Here is a 24,019-nt window from a genome sequence, read left to right as displayed (position 1 = left end):
CCGCAGAGCGGCGAGACACGCCAGGAGCCCCGCCCCCTTTCGAGGGGTGCGGGGCTCCCGTGCGTCCAGCACCTCCCGGAGGAGCGTCAGGACCGGACGCCGCGGAGCTCGATCGACACGGCCACCTCAGTGCCGCCGCCGTCCCGCGGCCGCCACTCGATCGACCCCTGGAGCTCGTTCGTCACGAGCGTCCGCACGATCTGGGTGCCGAGCCCCCCGACCGGCTGATGCCCGTCCGCCATCCCGCACCCGTCGTCGGACACCGTGACCGACAGGGCGTTGCCGTCCCGAGCCGCACGGATCTCCACGGTCCCGCCACCGGTGGTCGTCAGGCCGTGCTCCACCGCGTTGGTCACCAGCTCGGTGAGCACGAGGGCGAGCGCCGTCGCGTCCTGGGCGGGCACCAGACCGAAGGACCCGCTGGCCACGGTCCGCACGCTCACGTCGGCCGAGGCGACGTCGGCGGCGAGCCGCAGCGCACGCCCCACCATGACGTCGAACTCCACCTCCTCGTCGAGCGTCTGCGACAGGCTGTCGTGGACGAGCGCGATCGTCGCGACCCGTCGCATGGCCTCCTCGAGCGCCTCCTTGGCCTCCGGGACCTTCATGCGCCGCGCCTGGAGGCGCAGCAGCGCGGCGACGGTCTGCAGGTTGTTCTTCACCCGGTGATGGATCTCCCGGATGGTCGCGTCCTTGGTGATGAGCTCCCGCTCCCGGCGGCGCAGCTCGGACACGTCGCGGCACATGAGCACCGCACCGATGCGCTTGCCCCGGTCGGTGAGCGGGACGGCACGGACCGACAGGCACACACCCCGCGACTCGATCTCCGTCCGCCACGGCGCGCGTCCCATGACGACGAGCGGCATCGACTCGTCGACCGGCATCTTGTGCTCGATGAGCTCGGCGGTCACCTCGATGAGGGACTCGCCCACGAGGGCCCCGATGACGCCGAGGCGGTGGAAGCAGCTCAGTGCGTTGGGGCTCGCGTAGAGGACCTCGCCCTCCGAGTTCAGGCGGATGAGACCGTCCCCCACGCGCGGCGCGCCGCGGCGCGGGCCCGTCGCGGCGTTGGGGGACGGGAAGTCCCCGCACGCGACCATGCTCATGAGGTCGTCGGCGGCCTCCACGTAGTTGAGCTCGAGCCGGCTGGGGGTGCGCCCGCTGCCGAGGTTCGTCTGCCGCGCCACGACCGCGACCGGACGGCCGGCGTGCACGACGGGGACGGCCTCCTCCCGCACCGCGTACGTGCCGAACCAGCGGGGCTCGCGCGACCGCTGGGTGCGCTCCTCGACCATCGCCCGCTCCAGCTGGGGGCGGAGGCCCTCGGGCGCGAAGGTCCCGACGATGTCGTCGTAGTGGACGGTCGCCCCGGTGCTCGGACGGCACTGCGAGATCGCGACGAAGCCACCGTCCGAGGTCGGCAGCCACAGCACGAGGTCGGCGAACGCGAGGTCCGAGATGAGCTGCCAGTCCCCCACGAGGAGGTGCAACCACTCGGCCTCCACCGCGTCGAGGGTGCTGTGCTTGGAGACGAGATCACTCATTGTCGACACGTCCACGAGCGTACGCACTCTCCGCAGGGGTGCCGTTCGGTAGGCTCGGGCCCGTAGGACACCCGCGAAGGAGAACCCTGATGGACCTCAGCATCGACCTGCACCTTCCTGCGACGACCGACGCGGTGGTGGCTGCGGTGACGGACGAGGACTTCATCCGGTTCACGGCCGAGCGCACCGGGTCCCGCCTCGTCCAGGTCGACGTGACCGCGGGGGCCGACGGGTCGGCGACGTCCGCGGTGCGCCGGACGATCGCGAGCGACCAGATCCCCCCGCACGTCCGCTCGTTCGTGGGCACCGAGCTGGAGATCCGGCAGGCAGAGGCGTGGGCCGCCGCACCGGAGGCGGGGCAGGGCGAGCGCCATGCGACGGTGGCGGTCGAGATCACCGGAGCGCCGGTGATGATGACAGGCACGGTGCGCCTGACGCCGGCCGACGACGGAGCCTCCGTGATGACGTACGCGGGCGAGGTGCGGTCCTCGGTCCCGCTGTTCGGTGCGGCCGTCGAGAAGGCCGCGGCCGACGCGATCGAGCGCGCGCTGCAGGAGCAGGCCGTGCACCTCGCGACGTGGCTGGGACGTGACGGGGCCGTCTGACGTCGCCGCCTCCGGCGCGGAGGGCACTGTGTCGCACGTAACGATTCCGCATAGGCCCGCATGGCTGCAGGCTTCTGACCTGCGGTTCTGCGATTTCTGCAACGCTTGCAGCGCAGTCGGCGGGGACGGTGCTTGACATGTGGAACCGCTCCCATCAGGATCATGCCTGACGCATGGGAGCGCTCCCAATCCTGGGGAGCGTCACCGTGCCGCAGGACGAGCAGGCTCACCCCCGTGCCCGCTCGCGATCGTCACAGACCGGACTGCGCGGCGCAGGTGCCGCCACCGTCGACAAAGGAGTCCTCGACATGACCCGTTCTACCCGCAACCGACGGCTGACCACAGTTGTCGCGGGCGCGTCCATCTTCGCGCTCACCCTCTCGGCCTGCTCCGGCGGCGACGACGACAACGGCGGCACGGACGCGGACGGCAACATCACGCTGACCGTCGCGACCTTCAACGACTTCGGGTACACCGACGAGCTCCTCAAGGAGTACGAGGACGCCAACCCCGGCGTCAAGATCGAGCACACCCGGGCCGCCGAGTCCGGCGACGCCCGGACCAACCTCACCACGCGTCTTGCCGCCGGTGGTGACGGCCTCGCCGACATCGAGGGCATCGAGATCGACTGGATGCCCGAGCTCTCCCAGATCCCCGACGCGTTCGCGGACCTCGAGGACCCGGCCGTCGAGGGCCGCTGGCTCGGCTGGAAGGAAGACCAGGGCCGCACGCCCGACGGCAAGCTCATCGGTTACGGGACGGACATCGGCCCCGAGGCCATCTGCTACCGCGCCGACCTCTTCGAGGCCGCCGGCCTGCCCTCCGACCGCGAGTCCGTCGCCGAGTTCCTCGGCGGCGCCGACGGCACCTGGGAGGACTACTTCGAGGCCGGCGAGACCTTCGCCGCAGCGTCCGACGTCCCCTGGTTCGACTCCTCCGTCGCCACCCTCCAGGGCATGATCGGCCAGGTCGAGGCAGCCTACGAGGACCCCGAGACCGGTGAGCCCACCGACCTCGCCTCCAACACCGAGGTCAAGGCGATCTACGAGCAGCTGCTCGCCGCCTCCGACACCCTCTCCGCGGGCCTCACGCAGTGGACGCCCGACTGGGACAACGCGTTCCAGAACAACGGCTTCGCGACGATGCTCTGCCCCGCCTGGATGCAGGGACCCATCGAGGAGCGCTCCGGTGGCGTCACCGGCTGGGACATCGCGGACGTCTTCCCCGGCGGCGGCGGCAACTGGGGCGGGTCGTTCCTGACCGTCCCGGCGACCGGCGACCACGTCGAGGAGGCCACGAAGCTCGCACAGTGGCTCACCGCCCCTGAGCAGCAGATCAAGGCGTTCGGCAACGCCGGGACGTTCCCGAGCCAGATCGAGGCCCAGGACTCCGAGGAGCTCCAGGCCGCGACCAACGAGTTCTTCAACGAGGCCCCGACGGGTCAGATCTTCTCGAGCCGCGCCAAGGCGCTCGACGAGATCGCCCAGCCCTTCAAGGGCGCGAACTACTTCGCGATCCACCAGACCGTCCAGGACGCCATCACGCGTGTCGACGTGGACGGCTCGCAGGACCCCCAGGCCGCCTGGGACCAGGCCGTCTCCGAGGTCGCCAACCTCGGCTTCTGAGTCTCGGGACCGCCTGAGCCAGTCACCACCTGAAGGACCGCCCCGGGCGTCGGCCGGATCACCCGATCAGGCCGACGCCCGCGGCGTCACACCTCTGCTCATCCGCGCGAGCCCCCGGTCTCCCCCGCGCATCTCAGAAGGATCCCCATGGCTGTCCTGTCCCCACCGAAGCCCGCCCCCGACTCACAACGCACCGCGAAGCGCATCGCGCTCAACCAGCGGCGTGGCAAGTGGGACGTCAAGCTCTCCCCGTACCTGTACATCTCGCCGTTCTTCATCCTGTTCGCCATCACGGGCCTCTTCCCGCTCGTGTACACCGCGGTCGTCTCCGTCCACCAGTGGCACCTGCTCACCGGTCAGGGCGAGTTCGTCGGGCTGCAGAACTACGTCGACGTCTTCGGACAGCCCAACTTCTGGAAGTCGCTGCGCAACACGTTCTCGATCTTCCTGCTGTCGTCGGTCCCGCAGGTCCTCATCGCGATCGTGCTCGCCGCCCTCCTCGACGCGAACATCCGGGCCAAGACGTTCTGGCGCATGGGTGTCCTCCTCCCCTACGTCGTCGCACCCGTGGCCGTCGGCCTCATCTTCGGTCGCCTCTTCGCCGACCAGTACGGCCTCATCAACGAGGTCCTCGGCTACGTCGGGATCGAGCCCGTCCGCTGGCATGCCGACGTCCTCGCCAGCCACTTCGCCATCTCGACCATGGTGAACTTCCGCTGGACCGGTTACAACACCCTCATCTTCCTCGCCGCCATGCAGGCGGTCCCCCGCGAGCTGTACGAGGCCGCGATCATCGACGGTGCCGGGCGCCTGCGCCAGTTCGTGTCGGTGACCATCCCCCAGCTGCGCGCGACGATCATCTTCGTCGTCATCACGTCGACCATCGGCGGGCTCCAGATCTTCGACGAGCCCCGCGTGTTCGACCCGACCGGCCTCGGTGGCGCGGACCGTCAGTGGATGACCATCACGATGTTCCTCTACGACATCGGGTGGGGGAACCAGAAGAACTTCGGCCGTGCGGCCGCCGTCGCCTGGATCCTCTTCCTCATCATCATCGTCATCGGGATGATCAACTTCTTCATCACGACCAAGATCTCTTCGTCCGACGGCGCCCAGGCCAAGGCCAAGGCACGCAAGAACTCCAGGAGGGCACGATGAGCTCGGTCCCCGTCATCGCCCAGACCGCAGGCAAGGGCGCGGCCCGGTCCGCCGCACGCCGTCGCCGTTCCCGCGTGGGCGGCGCCGAGCGTCGCCCCGGGTGGGTCACCTACACGATCCTCGGGATCGTGCTCCTCATCTCGGCGTACCCGTTCGTCTACTCGTTCCTCCTCGCCTCCTCCGACCAGGTGACGATCTCGCAGAACCCCATCCCGGGCCTGGTCCCGGACGGGAACCTCTTCGCGAACCTCCAGCGGATCTTCGAGTCGAACATCCCGCTGATGAAGGGGCTCGTGAACTCGACGATCGTCGCCGTCACGCAGGCCGTGGCCGTCGTCGTCTTCTCGACGCTCGCCGGGTACTCCTTCGCCAAGCTGCGGTTCCGCGGGCGCGGCCCGCTCCTCGTCTTCGTCATCGCGACGATGGCCGTCCCCACCCAGCTGGGCATCGTCCCGCTGTTCATCGTGATGTCGGAGATCGGCTGGTCCGGGAAGCTCATCGCGGTCATCCTCCCCGGCGTGGTCACCGCGTTCGGCGTGTTCTGGATGACGCAGTACCTCGAGAGCGCCCTGCCCTACGAGCTCATCGAGGCCGCGCGCGTCGACGGCGCGTCCATGATCCGCACCTTCTGGCACGTCGCGATGCCCGCGGCACGACCGGCGGCGGCGATGCTCGCGCTCTTCACGTTCATCGGCAGCTGGACCATGTACTTCTGGCCGTCCATCATCCTCAACAACCAGAACCCCACGCTCCCGCTGGTCCTGCGCCAGCTCCAGGCGAGCTACTTCCAGGACTACTCGCTCATCATGGCCGGTGTCCTCCTGTCGACCGCACCGCTGGTCATCGTGTTCATCTTCGCCGGCCGTCACCTCGTCACGGGGATCATGCAGGGAGCGGTCAAGGGATGACCACCACCTCGACCACCACGAGCGCGCCCTCGACCGCGCACGACGCCTCCCCGGGCGCCCTGCGCTTCCCCGACGGCTTCGTCTGGGGGGCGGCCACTGCCGCCTACCAGATCGAGGGCGCCGCCCACGTCGACGGGCGACGCGACTCCATCTGGGACGCGTTCGCGAGGGTTCCCGGCGCGGTCATCGACGGCCACGACGGTGAGGTCGCGTGCGACCACTACAACCGGTCCGCGGACGACGTCGAGCTCATGCGGAGCATGAACATCGGTGCGTACCGCTTCTCCACGTCGTGGGCGCGGATCCGCCCCGACGGGGTGAGCGGGCGCGCCGGCATCAACCAGGCAGGGCTCGACTTCTACTCGCGTCTCGTCGACGACCTGCTCGACAAGGGCATCCTCCCGTGGCTCACGCTCTACCACTGGGACCTCCCGCAGGCCCTCGAGGAGAAGGGCGGCTGGACCAACCGGGACACCGCGGACCTCTTCACGGAGTACGCGGGCACCGTCCACGACGCGCTCGGTGACCGCGTCAAGGTGTGGACGACGCTCAACGAGCCGTGGTGCGCGTCGTTCGTGAGCTACACGGCCGGGGCGCACGCCCCGGGCCGGCAGTCCCCTGCGGACGGCCTCGCGGCCGCTCACCACCTGCTCCTCGCCCACGGGCAGGCCGTCCGTGAGCTGCGGTCGCGCGACGCGTCCCTCGACCTCGGGATCACGCTGAACTTCACCGTGGCGGACCCCGTCGACCCGGCCGACGCCGGCGACGTGGACGCCGCACGGCGGATCGACGCGCAGATCAACCGGGTGTTCACGGACCCGATCTTCAAGGGTGCCTACCCCGTGGACCTCCTCGAGGACCTCGAGGCAGAAGGGCTCGCCGACGGGTTCCTCGCACACGTCCGCGACGGGGACCTCGAGACGATCTCGGCACCCATCGACGCTCTCGGCGTGAACTACTACCACGGCGAGGCCGTGAGCCGGACGGCACCGCCCGCCGCGCTCGACGGCGTCGCGCCCACCGAGCGGCCCACGCGGTCGCCCTACCCGGCCGCGGACGGCGTCCACGTCCACCCGCGCGGGCTGCCCACCACGGCCATGGGCTGGGAGGTCCAGCCCGAGGGCCTCACGCGCGTGCTGCTGCGCCTCCAGGAGCACTACACCGGCCCGGCCGGCGTGCGCCTCTACGTCACCGAGAACGGCTGCGCCTACGACGACGTGGCCGACGCCGACGACCACGTCGACGACCAGGACCGGCTGGCGTTCTACGATGTGCACCTGCGTGCGATGCACGACGCCATCGAGCAGGGCGCCGACGTGCGGGGGTACTTCGCCTGGTCGCTGATGGACAACTTCGAGTGGGCATGGGGGTACCACAAGCGCTTCGGCATCGTCCGGGTGAACTACGAGACCCAGTCACGCACGGTCAAGGCGAGCGGCCGCTGGTACGCGGAGGTCGCCAGGACGAACACGCTCGAGACGCGCGGAGCGGCCCCGGCCTGACCACGCACGACCCGTCGACGGACCGACGACGTCGTCGGTCCTGAGGAGAACCATGAGTACGCAGATCCCCACGCTGGAAGAGGTGGCGCAGGAAGCCGGAGTGTCACGCTCCACGGCGTCGAGGGCCATCAACGGTGGCTCACGGGTCTCTCCCGAGGCACAGGCCGCTGTCGACGACGCGATCGCCCGGCTCGGGTACATCCCGAACCGGGCGGCGCGCTCGCTCGTCACGCGCCGCACCAACTCCATCGCCCTCGTGGTGCCCGAACCCGACGAGCGGGTCCTCAACGACCCCTTCTTCGCGGCGACCCTGAGGGGCATGAACACGGCCCTCAAGGACTCCGACCTTCAGCTCGTGCTCCTCATCGCCAAGCCGGGAGAGAGCACGTCCCGCCTCGGCCGCTACCTGCGCAACGGGCACGTGGACGGTGCCATCGTCGTCTCGCACCACCGCAAGGACGACCTCGAGACGGCGATCGTGGCGTCCCAGCTGCCTGCCGTGTTCGTCGGGCGACCGTTCCGGCTCCTGTCCGGTCTGCGCTTCGTGGACGTCGACAACCTCGCCGGAGGACGGCTCGCCACGGAGCACCTCGTGTCGCGCGGGTGCCGCAACGTCGCGCACATCGCCGGTCCCGGAGACATGACTGCGGGCGAGGACCGGCTCGAGGGGTGGCGGGAGGCCCTGCGAGCCGCAGGACTTCCCGACGGGCCCGTGGAGCGCGGGGACTTCACCACGGCCGCGGGAGTGCGCGCCATGGAGGCGATCCTCGAGGCGGACCCCACCATCGACGGTGTGTTCGCCGCGTCGGACCTCATGGCCGTGGGCGCCCTGCGCGTCCTCGCCAAGCACGGACGGTCGGTGCCCGGGGACGTCGCCGTCGTCGGCTACGACGACCTCGGCGTCGCGGAGGGCACCGTCCCGGCCCTGACGACCGTGAGCAACCCCGTGGTCCGGATGGCGCGGGCGGCGACCGAGGAGCTCCTGTCGACCCTCGGGATCCTCACGGACGAGGCGTTCAGCCCGGACCTCGAGGGCTTCCGCACGGTGAGCCGGACGCAGAGCGAGATCGTCCTGCTCCCCGAGCTCGTCGAGCGCTCCTCGACCTGAGCCGCGCACCTGGACGCCGCTCCCGATCTCGTGCGCTGTCGCGAGGCCGAGGGCACACTGAGGTGATGGACACACCAGTACACGGCCCCAGCACACCCCTGAGCGGCGGAGACATCCCGCTCCTCGGTTTCGGCACCTGGCAGTCGGAGGGCGACGACGCATACACGTCCGTCCTGCACGCGCTGCGCACCGGGTACCGACACATCGACACCGCGACCGGGTACGGCAACGAGACCCAGGTCGGTCGCGCCATCGCCGACTCCGGCGTCCCGCGCGGCGAGATCTTCGTGACCACCAAGCTCCCCCCGGACAACGCGGGCGACGAGCGACGCACCCTCGAGCAGTCCCTCACGGACCTCGGTCTCGACCACGTCGACCTGTGGCTCGTCCACTGGCCGCCGAACGGCGAGGCACGGCCCGAGACCTGGTCGGAGTTCCTCTCCCTCCGGGACGAGGGCCTCGCACGGTCCGTCGGGGTGAGCAACTACTCCGTGGCGCAGATCGACGAGCTGGTCGCGGCCACCGGGGAGACCCCTGCCGTGAACCAGATCCCGTGGAGCCCCAAGGACTACGACGCGACGGTCGCCCAGGAGCTCGGCGCGCGCGGCGTCGTCCTCGAGGGGTACAGCCCGTTCAAGCGCACCGACCTCGACGACCCGGTCCTCGCGGAGGTCGCCGCGGCCCACGAGGTGGACCCCACGCACGTGGTGCTCCGCTGGCACGTCGACCACGGCTTCGTGGTCATCCCCAAGTCGGTGACCCCGTCGCGCATCGAGTCGAACTTCCGGGCCCTCGACCTCACCCTGACCGCTGACGAGATCGCACGGATCGACCGCCTCGGGACGCAGCCCGAGACGGAAGGCGGCGTCGGCGAGTAGGTTGACGGCGTCGGAACCGACCACGGAGGACACGTGACCACCACGCACACCCAGCCCGCATCGGGGAGCGCCACGAGCGCGATCCCCGCGCCGGACCAGCAGACCGCGCCCACCGGCGCGCAGCCCACCCCCTGGCAGAACGCCCTCGGGCAGCTCGCCGGGGCAGTCGACATCCTCGGCTACGGCCCGGGGCTCCACGAGATGCTCGCCACCCCACGGCGGGAGATCAACGTCGCGGTGCCCCTCCGCCGGGACGACGGCACCACCGAGCTGTTCCACGGGTTCCGGGTGCAGCACAACGTGTCGCGCGGGCCGGGCAAGGGCGGGCTCCGGTACCACCCGAGCGTCGACATCGACGAGGTCCGTGCCCTCGCGATGCTCATGACGTGGAAGTGCGCCGTCGTGGAGCTGCCCTACGGTGGCGCGAAGGGTGGTGTGGGCATCACCCCCGGCGAGTACAGCCAGGACGAGCTGGAGCGCGTCACCCGTCGGTACACGAGCGAGATCATGCCGGTCATCGGTCCGGAGCGGGACATCATGGCGCCCGACATGGGCACGAACGAGCAGACGATGGCGTGGGTCATGGACACCTACTCGGTGAGCCAGGGCTACACGATCCCCGCCGTGGTCACCGGCAAGCCGCTCGCGGTCGGCGGGTCGCTGGGTCGCCCGACGGCGACGTCGCGCGGCGTGGTGCACGTGACGCAGGCAGCGCTCGTGGAGGCCGGTCACGACCTGCGGGGCGCGACCATCGCCGTCCAGGGCTTCGGGAAGGTGGGCGCGCACGCGGCGTCGATCTTCGCCGCCGAGGGCGCGCGAGTCATCGCCGTGAGCGACGAGCACGGAGGCATCACCAACCCCACCGGGCTCGACGTCCAGCGTCTCGTCGACCACGTCGCCGAGACGGGCACGGTGCAGGGGTTCGACGCCAGCGACCCGATCGACAACGAGGCCCTGCTGGCGCTCGACGTGGACGTCCTCGTCCCCGCCGCGGTGGACGGGGTCCTCAACTCGTCGACGGCCCCCTCGGTGCGCGCGCGGTTCGTCGTCGAGGGTGCGAACGGTCCCACGACGGCGGACGGCGACCGGATCCTCGCGGAGAAGGGCACGGTCGTCGTGCCGGACATCCTCGCGAACGCCGGCGGTGTGGTCGTGTCCTACTTCGAGTGGGTGCAGGCCAACCAGGCGTACTGGTGGACGCTCGCCGAGATCGAGGAGAAGCTCGGCGGGCGCATGCGGTCGGCGTACGAGGATGTCGCCGGGCTGGCCCGCCGCGAGGGCGTCACCCTGCGCGACGCTGCCCTCGCCATCGGCGTGCGCAGGGTCGCGGAGGCGCACCAGATCCGCGGGCTCTACCCCTGATCACCTCGCGTCGTCGGCCCTGACCGGCCGGGGCAGGACCGTCAGTCGTCGGCGAGCGGCTGACGGTCCGCCCACGCGTGGAGATCGGTGCGCGGCCCGGTGAAGAAGGGGATCTCCTCCCGGACGTGGCGCCGCGCCTCGGTGTCGCGCAGGTCCCGCATGAGGTCGACGATGCGGTCGAGGCGGGCGGCCTCGAAGGCGAGGATCCACTCGTAGTCCCCGAGCGCGAACGCGGAGACCGTGTTGGCCCGCACGTCCTTGTACCCGGCGGCGGCGATCCCGTGGTCCCGGAGCATGGTGCTGCGCTCGGCAGCGGGCAGCAGGTACCACTCGTAGGACCGGACGAACGGGTAGACGCAGAGGTACGCCTCGGGGGCCTCGTCGGCCATGAACGCCGGGACGTGCCCCCGGTTGAACTCCGCCGGGCGGTGGAGGGCCGCCACGGACCACACGGGTTCGAGGTGCCGGCCGAGGTCGGAGGCGCGCAGCCGCTGGTAGGCGCCCTGCACGGACTCGATGGTGGGCCCGTGCCACCACACCATGAGGTCGGCGTCGGACCGCAGGCCGCCCACGTCGTACCAGCCGCGCACCGTGAGCTCGGTGTCCGTGCCGCTCGACGCGCCGCCGACTGCCGCGAGGGCGTCGTCGACGAGGGCGCGGCGCTCGACGTCGTCCGTGGGCAGGGTCTGCACGGTGGAGAACACGGACCACATGGCGTAGCGCACGGTGGAGTTGATGTCGGTCGTGTCGACGACCTCGTCGGTGTCGGCGCGGTGGTGTCCGTGGGTGCTGTCGGTCATGTCCTTCTCTCTCGGTGGGTGCGGGGTGCGGGTACGTCGACGGGCTGGGCCGCCGGGGACGTCAGGTGTAGAGACCGACGCTACACAGCGCGGGCACGCCGCTGTCCTCGCCGTCGCGCCTGCGGCAGCAGCCGGGTCGGCACACCGAGCGGTAGGCGCCGAGGTTCCCCACGGCGGCCTCGACGACGTCCTCCTCGCGGGCGAGCGCCGCACGCTCGAGGACGAGGTCGACGAGACCGGCCACGAAGGGCGCACGGGTGCCGACGGTGCCGGCCCGCACCGCGGCGAGGCCGAGCTCGGCAGCGGTCGCCAGGGCCTCGGTGTCGAGGTCGTATGCGACCTCCATGTGGTCGGAGACGAACCCGATGGGTGAGAGGACCACGGCCTTCGTCCCGGCCTCGGACAGCTGGCCGAGGAGGTCGTTGACATCCGGCTCGAGCCACGGCTGGGTGGGCGGGCCGGAGCGGGAGCAGTAGGCGAGCGTCCACGTGACGGGGTGGCCCAGCTCGGCCTCGACCCGCTCGGCGACGACGGCACCGAGGTCGAGGTGCTGCTCGGAGTATGTGGCGCCGGAGACGGCGGAGGCGGCCTCCATGGTGTCCGGGATGGAGTGGGTCACGAAGACGAGGGTGGCGCCGGCCGCGTCCTGGGCGGTGACACCGTCGCGGGCGGCGAGCTCGCGGTACGCGTCCACGATCGCGTCGACGTTCGCCTGGGCGAAGCCGGGGTGGTTGAAGTAGGAGCGGACCTTGTCGAACTGCACGCTCGTGGACCCCTCCTCGTCGAGGTCGCCCGCTCCCTGGAGGGTCACGGCGAGGTCCTCGCGGTACTGGCGGCACCCGGAGTACGACGAGTAGGCGCTCGTGACGAGGGCGACGACCCGTGAGGCGCCCATCGCCTTGAGCTCGTCGAGGGCGTCGCGGGTGTACGGCTCCCAGTTGCGGTTGCCCCAGACCACGGGCAGCTCGATGCCGCGCGCGGCGAGCTCGGCCTCGATCGCGGCCTTGAGCGCGAGGTTCTGCTCGTTGATGGGGCTCTTGCCACCGAAGCCGTAGTAGTGCTCGCCGACCTCCTCGAGGCGGGAGTCGGGGATGCCCTTGCCCGCGGTGACGTTGCGCAGGAACGGCACGACGTCCTCCGCCTTGTTGGGTCCTCCGAAGGAGTAGAGGAGGAGCGCGTCGTAGGGCAGCGCGGCCTGCGGGGTCTCGGTGCTGGGAGCCATACCCCACATCATCCCACCAGGGCGCCGAAGGTTCTCCGGCAGGACGCGGGGCTCCGGTGTGACCTTGACCCGACAGCCTGTCACGACGCCGGGACGTGACCGACGTCGTGACGGTGACCGTCGGCGGTCATCCCCGGGTGCGGGTGAATCGCAGGCGCCAGACCGTGGGGCCTGTCTCCGTGCGCACGACGTCGAACCGTCCCGGCCAGCGGTCCTCGAGCTGGGCGAGGAGCGGGAGGGGGTCGTGCGGCGCGACGAGGACGAGACCCGCCCCGGGCGCGAGGGAGCCGAGCGCCCCGAAGATCGTGGCGTGCCGGAGCGCGTGGGGGATCGCCGTGGCGTCGAGCTCGGGCAGCGCCTCGGCCTCGTGGCCGCAGGCGCAGCCGGACCCGCCCTCCGCGCCCGAGGAGCGGTGCGCGTCGGGGCGCGGCTCGATCTCGACGGGCTGCGGTGCGGGCTGGTGCGCGGGCTGGTGTGCGGTCACGGTGACCTCCGGTCGGGGTGGGGACGACGGGGCCGTGCCTGCAGGGCCATCGTCCTAGGCGGGTGCAGCGGACTTTAATACACTCGATCCCGTGGAAAATAACCGACTCGTGGCCCTCCTCCCGGAGGAGCCGCTCGGACCGCGTCCCGCACGGTTCTCCGGACGACGCCGCGTCCGCCTCACCCGGGCGCAGTCCGACGTCCTCGCCCAGCTCGTCGACCAGCCCGAGCCGTGCACCGCCGGCACGGTGGCAGCCGCCCTGCACCAGCACACCAACACGGTCCGCGAGCACCTCGACGCGCTCGTCGCCGTCGGCGAGGTGGAGCGGGAGCGCGCCGAGGCCGTCGGCCGGGGACGCCCGGCCTGGCTCTACCGGGCGACCGCCCGCGCCGGGCTGTCCGAGGACGCCCGCGAGTACGCAAGCCTCGCCGCCGCGCTCGCCGGGCACATCGCCCGGACCAGCAGCAGCCCCGCGGAGGACGCGACCACCGCCGGCACCGGATGGGGCCGCGACCTCGCACGCACCCACGTCGGCCCGGACGACGGCGACGCGGCGCGCCCCCTGGACCGTCTGGTGACCGTCCTCGACTCCCTCGGGTTCGACCCCGAGGTCGACACGACCACGGACGCCACCGACGTCCGGCTCCGTCGCTGCCCCCTCCTCGAGGCGGCGCACCAGCACCCGGAGGTCGTCTGCGGCGTGCACCTCGGTCTCGCGCGCGGCCTCCTCGACGAGCTCGGCGCCCCCTCCCAGGGAACCTCGCTGCACCCCTTCTCCGAACGGGGGGCCTGCCGCCTCCACCTGCCCGCCGACCTCCCGACCGCCCGCGCATGAGCCGCCGGCTGCTGCTCGCGCTGCCCGCCGGGCTGTGCCTCCTCGCGGGCCTCGACGCGGCCCTCCTGCTCCTCGGCCTGCCCGCACCCGTGACCACCGATCGGCTGCCCGTCGTCCACGGGGTGCTCCTCGTCCTCGGTTTCGTGGGGACCCTCGTCGCGCTCGAGCGCGCCGTCGCGCTCCGACGCACCTGGGGCTACCTGGCGCCCGTCCTCCTCGGCAGCGGCGGGCTCGCGCTCCTCTCGCCGCTCCCCCTCGGCGTCGGGCAGGCGGCTCTCGTGTGCGGTTCGCTCGCGCTCGGTGCGCTCTACGTCCCGCTGTACCTGCGCGGACGGGACGACGCCGTCGTCGTCCAGGCGCTCGGGGCGGCGCTCGCCACCGGCGGCGCGCTCCTCTGGGCGACCGGTGTGCCCGTACCCGACGTGCTGCCCTGGCTGGCCGGGTTCATCGTCCTGACGATCGTCGGCGAGCGGCTCGAGCTCGCTCGCGTGGTCCTCCTCGCGCGCGGCACGGTGGACACCGTGCTCGCGCTCTGCCTGGCGCTCGTCGTCGGGGTGACGGCCGGGGTGCTGTGGCCCGCCGTGGGGACGCCCCTCCTCGGGGCGGCGCTGCTGGGGATCGTCGGGTGGCTCACGGTGCACGACGTCGCCCGGCGGACCGTGCGCTCCACGGGGCTCCCCCGGTTCATGGCGGTGTGCCTGCTCGCGGGGTACGCGTGGCTCGCCGCGGCGGGGGCCACGTGGTTCGTCCTCGGCCGGGTCGGTGAGGGGCCGGCCTACGACGCGGTGGTGCACGCCGTGTTCCTCGGCTTCACCCTCTCCATGATCATGGCCCACGCACCCGTGATCCTCCCGGCCGTGCTCACCGTGCGCCTCCCGTACCACCCGGTGATGCTCCTCCCTGCGGGGCTGCTCCACGCGTCTCTCGTGGTCCGGGTCGTCGGCGGGGACGCGTGGGGGCTGCCCGGTGCGCACACCGCCGGCGGCGCGCTGAACGTCGTCGCGGTCCTGCTGTTCGTCGTGGTCGCCGCCGCCTCGGCGGTCCGCGGGACACGCGGCAGAGCGCCACGGACCGTCCCGGCGACACCCCTGGGCACGACGTCGGCGGTGCACACGTGAGCGCCGCGTCGGGCGCGCGCACCCGCCGGCACCTGCGCGCCAACGTGCCCGTCCTCGGCTGGCTGCTCGCGACGGTCGTCGTCGCCTTCGCGCACCGCGCGCTACCCGAGGCCGGGTGGCTGCTCGTCCACCTCCTCCTGCTCGGCGCGGTGACGTCCGCGATCCTCGTGTGGAGCGCGCACTTCACCGACGCGCTCCTGCGACGGCGCGTGACGGACCGCTCCCGCCGGTGGGCGGCGGCACGGCTCGTGGCCCTCCAGGCCGCCGTCGTCCTCGTCGTCGCCGGTGTGCTCACCGGCCGGTGGACCATGACGCTCGTCGGCGCGGCCCTCGTCGGTGGGGTCGTCGCCGCGCACGGCGCTGCGCTCGCCCTGCAGGTGCGGTCCGCCGGGACCCTCGCCGGGAGGTTCACGGTCACGATCCGCTACTACGTCGCCGCGTCGTGCCTCCTCCCCCTCGGCGCAGCGGCCGGCGTTCTGCTCGCCCGCGGGCTCGACGAGACGTGGCACTCACGGGTGGTCGCCGCCCACGGGGCGATCAACCTCCTCGGCTTCGTGGCGCTCACCGTGGTGGGCACCCTCCTGACCCTGTGGCCCACGATCCTGCGGACACGCGTGCCCGACGGGGCCGAGCGCGCGACCCGCCGGGCCCTGCCCGTGCTGCTCACCGGCCTGGCCGTGGTCGTCGGCGGCGCCCTGGGCGGGCTGGCCCTCGTCGCTGCGGCCGGAGTCCTGGTCTACCTCGCAGGGCTGGGCGTGGCCGGTCGGCCTCTGGCCCAAGCCGCCAGGTCGGCTCCGCCGCGGACCTTCCCGGCGCTCTCCGTGGCGTGGTCGTGCGCGTGGCTCCTCGGCGGCCTCGTCGCCCTGGCCGTCGGGGTCGGGACGGCCGGCACGTGGACGCAGGCGGCAGGCCGCGTCGGGGTGGCGACGGTCCCCCTCGTCGTCGGGTTCGCCCTCCAGGTCCTCCTCGGCGCGCTGTCGTCCCTGGGCCCCGTCGTCCTCGGCGGTGGCCCCGCGCGGGTGCGGGCGTCCGTCGCGACCGTCGAGCGCGGGGCGACCGTGCGGCTCGTCCTCCTCCAGGGCGGGCTCCTCCTGTGCGTCCTGCCCGTCCCGAGCCTCGTCCGGGCCGTCGCGTCGATGCTCGTCCTCGGGAGCGCGCTGGCCACCGTCGTGCTGCTCGTCGCAGCCGTGCGCGGGGTGCGCCGCGGCGACGGTGACGCCAAGGCGCCGGCCACCGACGTCGCCCGGCGCACCCCGGTGCCCGCCGAGCCCGCCGCCCCGGAGCGCCGACGCACGGGTGCCGCAGCCCTCGCCACGGCGTCGCTCGTCCTCGCCGTCGCCGCAGGCGTCGCGCTCGATCCTGCCGCGGCCGGGCTCGGACCCGCCGCGTCGGACAGCACCACCGTCGCCTCCGGGCGGACCACCACCGTCCGGGTCGAGGCGCACGCCATGCGCTTCGAGCCCGCGAGCATCACCGTCCCCGCCGGCGACAGGCTCGTCATCGAGGTGACCAACGTCGACACCGACGTCCACGACCTCACGCTCGACAGCGGCCACACCACCGGCCGCCTGTCCCCCGGGGCGACCGTCACGCTCGTCGTCGACGTCGTGGGTCGTGACCTCGAGGGGTGGTGCAGCGTGGTGGGGCACCGGCAGATGGGCATGGTCCTCGGCATCGACGTCACCGGGGAGCAGCCGCTCGCCGACGCCGGCGAGCACGCCGGGCACGCCGGGCACACCGACGATGGGCACGCCGACGGCGAGCCGCCCGGTCCCGCAGGTGCGCCCGACGACGCGGCTGCCCTCCTCGGGACCACCGACGAGCCAGGCCCAGGCGTCGACCCCTACGACGCGACCCTCCCCCCGCTCGACGGCCCCACGACCACCACTGCCGCGGACGGCACCCGTACCCACCGCGTGAGGCTCGACGTCTCCGACCAGCTGACCGAGGTCGCGCCCGGGGTCACACAGACGCTGTGGACGTTCGGCGGGGTGGCGCCCGGGCCCACCCTGCACGGGCGCATCGGGGACCGCTTCGAGGTGACGCTCGTCAACGACGGCAGCATCGGTCACTCGATCGACTTCCACGCCGGCGCCCTCGCGCCCGACCGGCCGATGCGCACCATCGCCCCCGGGGAGACGCTCGAGTACACGTTCACCGCGACCCGCGCCGGGATCTGGATGTACCACTGCAGCACCATGCCCATGAGCGCGCACATCGCCAACGGCATGTTCGGTGCCGTGGTCATCGAGCCCGACGGCCTGGCCCCCGTGGACCGCGAGTACGTCCTCGTCCAGTCCGAGCTGTACCTCGGCGCTCCCGGCGGCGAGGTCGACGCCGCGAAGATCGCCGCCGAGGCCCCCGACCTCGTCGTCTTCAACGGCTACGCGAACCAGTACGACCACGCGCCGCTCCAGGCACGCGTCGGGGAACGGGTCCGCATCTGGGTGCTCGCCGCCGGACCCAGCCGCGGCACGTCGTTCCACGTCGTCGGCGGGCAGTTCGACACCGTGTTCCACGAGGGTGTCTACACGCTCCGCCCCGGCACCCAGTCGGCTGCCGCGGGTGGAGGCGCCCAGGCCCTGGGGCTCACCGTCGCCCAGGGCGGTTTCGTCGAGCTCGAGCTGCCCGAGGCAGGGACCTACCCCTTCGTCTCCCACTCGATGGTCGACGCCGAGCGCGGGGCCCACGGCCTGCTCACCGTCGTGGACCCCTGAGCGGCCGGCGCCCCCCCCCCCCACGGGAACCCGCAACGGCCCAGCCGGCGCTCCCGTGTCGCGTACGCGCGCAGGGCGCGCAGGTAGTCGACCCGCCGGAAGTCCGGCCAGTACGCCTCGCAGAAGTAGAACTCCGCCTGGGCGCTCTGCCACAGGAGGAAACCCGAGAGCCGCTGCTCGCCGGAGGTTCGGATCATGAGCTCCGGATCGGGCTGGCCCCGCGTGTAGAGGTGCTCGGCGATGTGCTCCACGTCGATGCTGGCCGCGATCTCCTCGAGCGACTCGCCCTGCGCGGCGCGCTCCTTGAGGAGCGACCGGACGGCGTCCGCGATCTCGTGCCGCCCCCCGTACCCGATGGCCACGTTCACGTGGAGGCCGTCCACGGCGTCCGTCCGCGACTGTGCCGACCGCAGGGTCTGCGCGACCTCGTCGGGCAGGAGGTCGAGGCGCCCGACGACCCGTAGGCGCCACCGTCCCGCGCTCGCGAGCTCGCAGACCGCGTCCTTGATGATGTCGAGGAGCGCCCCCAGCTCGTCCGCCGAGCGGGAGAGGTTGTCGGTGGAGAGCATCCACAGGGTGACGACCTCGACCCCGAGCTCCTCGCTCCACCCGAGGAACTCCTGGATCTTGTCCGCGCCGCGGCGGTGGCCGGTGGCCGCGGGCTCGCCGAAGGACTTCGCCCACCGACGGTTCCCGTCGAGGATCACCCCGACATGGCGGGGGGTCGCCCGCGTGTCCAGCGATGCCGCGAGCCGCTTCTCGTAGAGCCCGTACAGCAGGTGGGGCATGCGCACGCGGGTCCTCCGTGTGGTGAGTCGATGTCCCAACCGTACCGGAGCCGCGCCCGGCCCCGTGCAGGAGCCCTACCAGCACGTTCGTAACCTACGGACCCGTAGGTTAGTGTCGTGCCCACAGACCCACCACCGCGAGGAGACCTCATGGCGCCCCACACCACGGACGACGACCGTGGCGCCGTCGACCACCTCAAGGACGCCGCCGAGAGCGTCGCCGACGCCGTGAAGCCGCGGCTGCGCGGCTGGGTGCACGCAGGCACGTTCCCCCTCGCCCTCGTGGCGAGCATCGTGCTCGTGGCGCTCGCACCGCCCGTCGCCGGGAAGGTCTCCACCACCGTGTTCGGGGTCAGCGCCATCCTGCTCTTCGGCACGAGCGCCGTCTACCACCGGGGCACCTGGTCACCGAAGGTGGCGGCGCTCCTGCGCCGCGCGGACCACTCCAACATCTTCCTCATCATCGCCGGCACCTACACGCCGCTCGCCGTGCTCCTCCTGCCGCAGCGCACCGCGACGACCCTCCTCGTCGTCGTGTGGGCAGGGGCGCTCGTGGGGCTCACCGCCCGCATCGTGTGGCTCTCCGCGCCCCGGTGGGTGTACGTGCCCATCTACCTGGCGCTCGGCTGGGTCGCCGTCGGCTACATGCCGCAGTTCTGGCAGGCCGAGAACGGGCCGGTGATCGTGTGGCTCGTCGCCGTCGGGGGCCTCGCGTACACCGTGGGCGCGGTCGTCTACGCCCTCAAGCGACCGAACCCCAGCCCGCGCTGGTTCGGGTTCCACGAGATCTTCCACGTGCTCACCGTGATCGGCTACGGGACGCACTACGCGGCGATCCTCGTCGCCGCGCTCGACGCGGCCTGAACCGCAGGCGTCGAGGCGTGCCTCGTCAGCGCGGGACGACGACGTAGCGGCGGTTCGTGAGGGTGGCGTCGCGATCGCGCGCCGCCACGAGGGCGTCCGGGTCGACGTCGACGGTACGGACCCCTGCACGCTCGTCGAGCTCGAGGCCCACCTGCCCGTCGGGCCCGACGACCAACGACCGGCCCACGAGGCCCTTGCCCGCCTGCCCGACGGCCACGACCGCGCACACGTTCTCGATCGCGCGCGCCTGCGCGAGGGTCCGCCAGTGGTCGGCCTTCAGGGGCCCGTCCACCCACGCCGCCGGGACGACGAGGACCTGCGCCCCGGCGTCGACGAGGCGCCTGGCCGACTCGGGGAACCGCAGGTCGTAGCACGTCATCACGCCCAGGCGCAGCCCCGCGACGTCGACGACGACCGCAGGGGCCGCCGGGTCCCCCGGCTCGAGGCGCTCGGACTCACGCCCGCCGAAGGCGTCGTAGAGGTGCACCTTCCGGTACGTCGCCACCACCGTGCCGCGGTCCACGACGACGACGGCGTTGCTCGCCCGGTCGTCACCCTCACTGCGCGACGGCAGGACGACGCCCGCCACCACGACCAGCCCACCGACCGCCGACTCCTCCTCGAGCATGCGGACGAAGGGACCGTCGAAGGGCTGCGCGTGGGCGGGGCCCACACCACGGTGGTCGTACGCGCTCGCGTACTCGGGCAGCACCACGAGGTCCGCCCCCAGCCGCGCCCCCTCGGTGACGACCGACCGGGCCACGACGACGTTGGCCCCCGCGTCGGCGGAGACCTCCACCTGCCCGACGGTCACCCGCACGTCAGCGCCTGTCCTCGCCCGGGTTCCCTGTGGGGTCGGCGGGGCCCGCGGTGCCTGACCCTGGGGCCTCGCCGGACGGGCCTGGCGCGGAGCGGTCCTCGAACGTCGCGGTGACGGTGGGTTCCGCGCCCGCCCGGTGGTTGACCCGTCGCAGCTTGCGGGTCATGGACAGCAGGAGCGCGACCGTCACGAGCGCGACGGCGAAGATCGCGAGGAAGCCGGGCAGTCCCGGCGAGACGTCCGTCTCCTCGAGGTCCTCACGCATCGGTGCCGGCGTCGGCGCCTGCGTCTCGGTGCTGCCGGGCTCCAGGTCGCCCTCGAGCATGAACCCACCCTCGCCCAGGACGACGGCCACCGGGACACCCGGGGCGATCACGGGGCGCCGCCCTCGTCGCCGGCGATCCCGGCGAACAGGTCGTCCTCGGGCAGCGTGGTCGCCACCCGGGACGCCGCGAGCTCGTACTCCTCCACGGGCCACACCTGGGCCTCGAGGTCGCGGGGCGTCGCGAAGAAGAACCCGTCCGGGTCGATCTGGGTGGCGTGCGCGACGAGCGCGGCGTCCCGGGCCGGGAAGCTCTCCGCGCACGGGATCCGGGTGGTGACCTCGCGCTCGGGGATCTCCCGGGCGGCACGGGACTCCACCCAGTCGCCGAACGGCGACTCGAGGCCCGCGTCGATCATGGCCTCGTGCATGGTGCGGATCCGCGTCATCGAGAAGTCGTGGTTGTAGTACAGCTTCAGCGGCGTCCAGGGAGCGCCACGGTCGCGGTAGCGCTCGGGGTCACCGGCCGTCTCGAACGCCTCCTTGGCGACGCGGTGGCACATGATGTGGTCGGGGTGGGGGTAGCCGCCCGTCGGGTCGTACGTGGTGATGACGTGCGGGCGGAACTCGCGCACGATCTCCACGAGCGGGGCCGCTGCCTCCTCGAGCGGGGTCAGCGCGAAGCACCCCGGGGGCAGCGGGGGCAGCGGGTCGCCCTCGGGGAGCCCGGAGTCGACGAACCCGAGCCACCGGTGCTGCACGCCGAGCGCCTCCGCGGCAGCGGCCATCTCGACGGTGCGCACCTGGCGCATCTCCTCGAGGTCCGTGATCTGACGTCCGTAGCTGGGGTTGAGCACGCTCCCCCGCTCACCGCCCGTGCAGCTGACCACGAGGACCTCTGCGCCCGACGCCGCATACCTCGCGGTGGTGGCCGCGCCCTTGCTGGACTCGTCGTCCGGGTGCGCGTGAACGGCCATGAGCCGCAACGGCGGAGTGGTCACCGGTTCCTCCTCGATCGTCCGACGGCACAGATTTCGGCTGCGGCGCGAACACGACAATAATCAAACGACACCCCATGATCCCACCCAGGGGCGGACCGCTCGCGCCAGCTCCGGACGGTCGACCAGGAAAGGCGTCCCCGTGACCGAGCAGCGCCCCGCACACCACCCCGCCCAGGCCGACGGTCCGGAGAGCGCCGGGGGTCCGCGCGCGTCGGGCGCCACCGGCCCGCAGCACGGGCCGGACGACGCGGCTCGGCTCGCGGACCGCTACGGGGCACCCCGGGCTCCCCGACGTCGGACGCTCGTGGTGGTCGGGGCGATCCTCCTCGCCTGCGGCGTGGCGGGGGCGGCGTGGCTCGCGTTCGGCCCGTCCGACGACGGGGTGCGTGGCAAGACCTTCGGGTTCTCGGTGCTGAGCAGCGAGGAGGTGGAGATCCGGTTCGACGTCGCCAAACCCCAGGACGCCACCGTCGTCTGCACCCTCGACGCCATGAACGCCGGGTACGCCCAGGTGGGCACCAAGGACGTGACCATCGGCCCGTCCGACGCCCCGGAGCGCCGGTACACGACGACGATCGCGACGTCCGAGGAGGCCGTCACGGCAGTGGTGGACTCCTGCCGAATCGCCGACTGACCCGGGAGCCCCTCCCGGGCACTCGTCGGCAACGCATCCGCGCACCCCTCTGGACCTGCGACCCGCTCAACCTCGTGCGACCCGACGGGGCGTGCTCTCGTGGACGATGCGGCGCCTCGAGCGCACGCCCCGTCCACGTAAGCACGCCCCGTGAGCGCTGTGAGCCCTCTCTGTCCTGCCCAAGGGGCGTCTGAGCGGGGTCGGTGATGATCGATCAGGCTGTTGTCGGTCCGGAGGTTGTGCACCCCGGGGTTGTCCACAGGTGACAGGGCCTCTCCTGCGGCGCATCGCCCTCGCCCTCTAGGGTCCTGCGCATGAGTGTTCACCGCAGGACGACGCGCACCACCCGACGACCCGCCGGCTGGGCCCTGCTCACGGCGGCCGTCCTCGTCCTGACCGGGTGCACCGACGACCCCGCACCCACACCCAGCGATGCCGCGACGACGAGCACCGAGGCGGCACCCACCACACCGGAACCGACCGAAACCCCCGCACCTCAGCCCCCCGAGCGCCCCGCCGCCATGAACGGCATCGACGAGGAAGCCGCCAAGGCCGCGGCGGGGTACTTCCTCGAGCTCTACACCTACACGCTCCAGTCAGGTGACCTCACCGCGTGGTCCGAAGCAAGTGGACCTTCGTGCAACTTCTGCACCAAGGTCACGGAGGACGTAGCAGAGGAACAAAGGAGGGGTGAAAGAACAACTGGTGGAGTAATCGCCTGGAACGAGGAACCGGCTGTCACCCGCGTGGAGGGAACCCGGGCCTACGAGGTCCAGTTCGACGCCGACCAGGCAGAAGGTTACGTCCTAGACCCAGGTGGACAGATCATCCAGACATTCTCACCTGGCCCTCTCGAGATACACGCCTTCGTCTATAAGGAAGAAGAGTGGGTTCTCTACGATATGTCAAGCGGATCCTGACATGAGAGGGGCGACTCCTCTTGCGCTCATATTGTCATTCCTGACGTTATCAGCAGAACTCCCAGGACCAGATGATCGCCGCTTCAACTCGCATGCGCACGGAAGCACTTTCGGCATCTGGACAGAAGCGACCGAGGACGCGCTACTCGCGAATCCGACGGCTCCAGTCCCTAGGGATCCAAATGTGCGGTGGGTCGCTGCGGATTGTGGAATCGGGGGTGCGGCGGGTTCCATCATGTGTCCCATAGGTGGGATGGCGGAGGGTTTGCGGGAGTGTGATCCGGAACTGGGGTTCGAGCTGGACCCCATTGCGCGGGAGGTTCGTGAGGGCGAGGACTGGGTGGTGGAGGAGGTGAGCCTGGCCACGTGCCTGACGGAAGCCGGTGCCATCCCAGTCACCGTGACCGAGGTCGACTTCCGATCGTTGCCATTGACGGCGTCCCCCGTGCAGGTCCAACCACCGACCCTGGTGTCGTTGGTGAACATCGCGACCATCACCTACACCGACAACACCCCCCAGATCCTCGACACCACGATCCTGGGCCAACCGGTGCGGGTGCGCGCCACACCGGCGTCGTTCACGTGGGACTTCGGCGACGGGTCCACGCCCCTGGTCACCACGGACCCCGGCAACCCGTACCCCGACCACACCGTGGCGCGCACCTACACGACCACCGGGACGTACACCATCACCTTGACCACCACATGGACCGGCGAATACTCCCTCGACGCCGGAACCACCTACCAACCCATCCCCGGCACCGCCACCACCACGACCACCACCGACCCCCTCACCATCGAAGAACGCCGCACACTCCTCACCGACGACTGACGACCGGCCGAGCACGCGCCGCTGCACGACGG

Annotated in this window: 23 protein-coding genes; 15 read left to right on the top strand and 8 right to left on the bottom strand. The window is 71.8% G+C overall.

Translation table 11 applies throughout. The features are described 5' to 3' along the window. Positions 1-86: 86 nt before the first annotated feature. A complete protein-coding gene (locus JAV76_RS06900) occupies positions 87-1,544 on the bottom strand; it encodes a sensor histidine kinase (protein WP_198733284.1) in 1,458 nt (485 codons plus the stop codon). A gap of 89 nt (positions 1,545-1,633) precedes the next feature. On the opposite strand from JAV76_RS06900, the gene JAV76_RS06895 reads away from it, so the two are divergent. From JAV76_RS06895 to JAV76_RS06860, 8 genes are all read left to right on the top strand, one after another. Next, positions 1,634-2,149 (top strand): DUF2505 domain-containing protein, encoded by a 516-nt coding sequence (locus tag JAV76_RS06895; RefSeq protein WP_198733283.1) that lies wholly within the window; start codon positions 1,634-1,636, stop codon positions 2,147-2,149. A 308-nt stretch (positions 2,150-2,457) separates the two neighbouring features. After that, positions 2,458-3,774 (top strand): ABC transporter substrate-binding protein, encoded by a 1,317-nt coding sequence (locus tag JAV76_RS06890; protein ID WP_198733282.1) that lies wholly within the window; start codon positions 2,458-2,460, stop codon positions 3,772-3,774. Between the two features lie 147 nt (positions 3,775-3,921). After that, positions 3,922-4,932, top strand: a complete 1,011-nt coding sequence (locus JAV76_RS06885) for a carbohydrate ABC transporter permease (protein ID WP_198733281.1) — start codon at positions 3,922-3,924, stop codon at positions 4,930-4,932. Further along, a complete protein-coding gene (locus tag JAV76_RS06880; protein ID WP_198733280.1) occupies positions 4,929-5,840 on the top strand; it encodes a carbohydrate ABC transporter permease in 912 nt (303 codons plus the stop codon). Before JAV76_RS06885 ends, JAV76_RS06880 begins: the two co-directional genes overlap by 4 nt. After that, the gene (locus JAV76_RS06875; protein ID WP_198733279.1) at positions 5,837-7,342 is read left to right on the top strand and encodes a GH1 family beta-glucosidase; all 1,506 of its coding nucleotides are present in this window, start codon (positions 5,837-5,839) and stop codon (positions 7,340-7,342) included. The genes JAV76_RS06880 and JAV76_RS06875 overlap by 4 nt, the downstream gene beginning before the upstream one ends. Before the next feature lie 52 nt (positions 7,343-7,394). After that, on the top strand, positions 7,395-8,450 hold the full coding sequence (locus tag JAV76_RS06870; protein WP_198733278.1) for a LacI family DNA-binding transcriptional regulator: 1,056 nt from the start codon (positions 7,395-7,397) through the stop codon (positions 8,448-8,450). A gap of 65 nt (positions 8,451-8,515) precedes the next feature. After that, positions 8,516-9,328, top strand: a complete 813-nt coding sequence (locus tag JAV76_RS06865; RefSeq protein WP_198733277.1) for an aldo/keto reductase — start codon at positions 8,516-8,518, stop codon at positions 9,326-9,328. 81 nt (positions 9,329-9,409) lie between these two features. After that, positions 9,410-10,690 carry a Glu/Leu/Phe/Val family dehydrogenase gene (locus tag JAV76_RS06860; RefSeq protein ID WP_372403288.1) on the top strand — a complete coding sequence of 427 codons (1,281 nt, stop codon included), beginning with the start codon at positions 9,410-9,412 and terminating at the stop codon, positions 10,688-10,690. Positions 10,691-10,731: 41 nt separating this feature from the next. Here JAV76_RS06860 and hemQ read toward each other — a convergent pair whose 3' ends face one another. From hemQ to JAV76_RS06845, 3 genes are all read right to left on the bottom strand, one after another. Continuing rightward, positions 10,732-11,490: a hydrogen peroxide-dependent heme synthase gene (gene hemQ, locus JAV76_RS06855; protein WP_198733276.1), complete on the bottom strand. Its 759-nt coding sequence runs from the start codon at positions 11,488-11,490 to the stop codon at positions 10,732-10,734. A 61-nt stretch (positions 11,491-11,551) separates the two neighbouring features. Further along, the gene (locus JAV76_RS06850) at positions 11,552-12,721 is read right to left on the bottom strand and encodes a ferrochelatase (RefSeq protein ID WP_372403286.1); all 1,170 of its coding nucleotides are present in this window, start codon (positions 12,719-12,721) and stop codon (positions 11,552-11,554) included. Positions 12,722-12,839: 118 nt separating this feature from the next. Further along, positions 12,840-13,196 carry a DUF2249 domain-containing protein gene (locus JAV76_RS06845; protein WP_372403264.1) on the bottom strand — a complete coding sequence of 119 codons (357 nt, stop codon included), beginning with the start codon at positions 13,194-13,196 and terminating at the stop codon, positions 12,840-12,842. Positions 13,197-13,287: 91 nt separating this feature from the next. On the opposite strand from JAV76_RS06845, the gene JAV76_RS06840 reads away from it, so the two are divergent. From JAV76_RS06840 to JAV76_RS06830, 3 genes are read left to right on the top strand one after another with little or no spacing between them, the layout of a single operon-like run. Continuing rightward, a complete protein-coding gene (locus JAV76_RS06840; protein ID WP_198733274.1) occupies positions 13,288-14,031 on the top strand; it encodes a helix-turn-helix transcriptional regulator in 744 nt (247 codons plus the stop codon). Continuing rightward, positions 14,028-15,149 (top strand): DUF8744 domain-containing protein, encoded by a 1,122-nt coding sequence (locus tag JAV76_RS06835; RefSeq protein WP_198733273.1) that lies wholly within the window; start codon positions 14,028-14,030, stop codon positions 15,147-15,149. The genes JAV76_RS06840 and JAV76_RS06835 overlap by 4 nt, the downstream gene beginning before the upstream one ends. Further along, positions 15,146-17,866 (top strand): multicopper oxidase domain-containing protein, encoded by a 2,721-nt coding sequence (locus JAV76_RS06830; protein WP_198733272.1) that lies wholly within the window; start codon positions 15,146-15,148, stop codon positions 17,864-17,866. Before JAV76_RS06835 ends, JAV76_RS06830 begins: the two co-directional genes overlap by 4 nt. Here JAV76_RS06830 and JAV76_RS06825 read toward each other — a convergent pair. Beyond that, on the bottom strand, positions 17,791-18,660 hold the full coding sequence (locus JAV76_RS06825) for an isoprenyl transferase (RefSeq protein ID WP_198733271.1): 870 nt from the start codon (positions 18,658-18,660) through the stop codon (positions 17,791-17,793). The genes JAV76_RS06830 and JAV76_RS06825 overlap by 76 nt on opposite strands. A 144-nt stretch (positions 18,661-18,804) precedes the next feature. Here JAV76_RS06825 and trhA point away from each other — a divergent pair, with 144 nt between their 5' ends. Next, entirely contained in the window at positions 18,805-19,518 is a 714-nt protein-coding gene (trhA, locus tag JAV76_RS06820; protein WP_198733270.1) for a PAQR family membrane homeostasis protein TrhA, read from the top strand. 25 nt (positions 19,519-19,543) lie between these two features. Here the strand turns inward: trhA and JAV76_RS06815 are convergent, their stop codons facing one another. The 3 genes from JAV76_RS06815 to mca are packed head-to-tail and all read right to left on the bottom strand — an operon-like array spanning position 19,544 to position 21,577. Continuing rightward, complete coding sequence (locus JAV76_RS06815; protein ID WP_198733269.1) at positions 19,544-20,338, bottom strand: nitrilase-related carbon-nitrogen hydrolase; 795 nt, start codon at positions 20,336-20,338, stop codon at positions 19,544-19,546. Position 20,339: 1 nt separating this feature from the next. Next, positions 20,340-20,714, bottom strand: a complete 375-nt coding sequence (locus JAV76_RS06810; protein ID WP_198733268.1) for a hypothetical protein — start codon at positions 20,712-20,714, stop codon at positions 20,340-20,342. Further along, positions 20,711-21,577, bottom strand: a complete 867-nt coding sequence (gene mca, locus JAV76_RS06805) for a mycothiol conjugate amidase Mca (RefSeq protein ID WP_230401993.1) — start codon at positions 21,575-21,577, stop codon at positions 20,711-20,713. The genes JAV76_RS06810 and mca overlap by 4 nt, the downstream gene beginning before the upstream one ends. Before the next feature lie 163 nt (positions 21,578-21,740). Here mca and JAV76_RS06800 point away from each other — a divergent pair, with 163 nt between their 5' ends. From JAV76_RS06800 to JAV76_RS15110, 3 genes are all read left to right on the top strand, one after another. After that, on the top strand, positions 21,741-22,235 hold the full coding sequence (locus JAV76_RS06800; protein WP_198733266.1) for a DUF4307 domain-containing protein: 495 nt from the start codon (positions 21,741-21,743) through the stop codon (positions 22,233-22,235). A 314-nt stretch (positions 22,236-22,549) separates the two neighbouring features. Continuing rightward, complete coding sequence (locus tag JAV76_RS06795) at positions 22,550-23,155, top strand: DUF6318 family protein (protein WP_198733265.1); 606 nt, start codon at positions 22,550-22,552, stop codon at positions 23,153-23,155. A gap of 352 nt (positions 23,156-23,507) precedes the next feature. Then, entirely contained in the window at positions 23,508-23,987 is a 480-nt protein-coding gene (locus JAV76_RS15110; protein ID WP_307844050.1) for a PKD domain-containing protein, read from the top strand. The last annotated feature ends 32 nt before the right edge of the window (positions 23,988-24,019 follow it).

Origin of the sequence: Sanguibacter suaedae (assembly GCF_016342785.1) — a bacterium.
Lineage (GTDB): Bacteria > Actinomycetota > Actinomycetes > Actinomycetales > Cellulomonadaceae > Sanguibacter > Sanguibacter suaedae.
The sequence above is the reverse complement of the archived record's forward strand: the minus strand, read 5'-3'. Positions and strand labels throughout refer to the sequence as shown.

Bases quoted from the DNA above. Each gene is read 5' to 3' on its own strand.
- JAV76_RS06900 (WP_198733284.1), bottom strand. From the start codon at position 1,544: ATGAGTGATCTCGTCTCCAAGCACAGCACCCTCGACGCGGTGGAGGCC.
- JAV76_RS06895 (WP_198733283.1), top strand. From the start codon at position 1,634: ATGGACCTCAGCATCGACCTGCACCTTCCTGCGACGACCGACGCGGTG.
- JAV76_RS06890 (WP_198733282.1), top strand. From the start codon at position 2,458: ATGACCCGTTCTACCCGCAACCGACGGCTGACCACAGTTGTCGCGGGC.
- JAV76_RS06885 (WP_198733281.1), top strand. From the start codon at position 3,922: ATGGCTGTCCTGTCCCCACCGAAGCCCGCCCCCGACTCACAACGCACC.
- JAV76_RS06880 (WP_198733280.1), top strand. From the start codon at position 4,929: ATGAGCTCGGTCCCCGTCATCGCCCAGACCGCAGGCAAGGGCGCGGCC.
- JAV76_RS06875 (WP_198733279.1), top strand. From the start codon at position 5,837: ATGACCACCACCTCGACCACCACGAGCGCGCCCTCGACCGCGCACGAC.
- JAV76_RS06870 (WP_198733278.1), top strand. From the start codon at position 7,395: ATGAGTACGCAGATCCCCACGCTGGAAGAGGTGGCGCAGGAAGCCGGA.
- JAV76_RS06865 (WP_198733277.1), top strand. From the start codon at position 8,516: ATGGACACACCAGTACACGGCCCCAGCACACCCCTGAGCGGCGGAGAC.
- hemQ (WP_198733276.1), bottom strand. From the start codon at position 11,490: ATGACCGACAGCACCCACGGACACCACCGCGCCGACACCGACGAGGTC.
- JAV76_RS06850 (WP_372403286.1), bottom strand. From the start codon at position 12,721: ATGTGGGGTATGGCTCCCAGCACCGAGACCCCGCAGGCCGCGCTGCCC.
- JAV76_RS06835 (WP_198733273.1), top strand. From the start codon at position 14,028: ATGAGCCGCCGGCTGCTGCTCGCGCTGCCCGCCGGGCTGTGCCTCCTC.
- trhA (WP_198733270.1), top strand. From the start codon at position 18,805: ATGGCGCCCCACACCACGGACGACGACCGTGGCGCCGTCGACCACCTC.
- mca (WP_230401993.1), bottom strand. From the start codon at position 21,577: ATGGCCGTTCACGCGCACCCGGACGACGAGTCCAGCAAGGGCGCGGCC.
- JAV76_RS06795 (WP_198733265.1), top strand. From the start codon at position 22,550: ATGAGTGTTCACCGCAGGACGACGCGCACCACCCGACGACCCGCCGGC.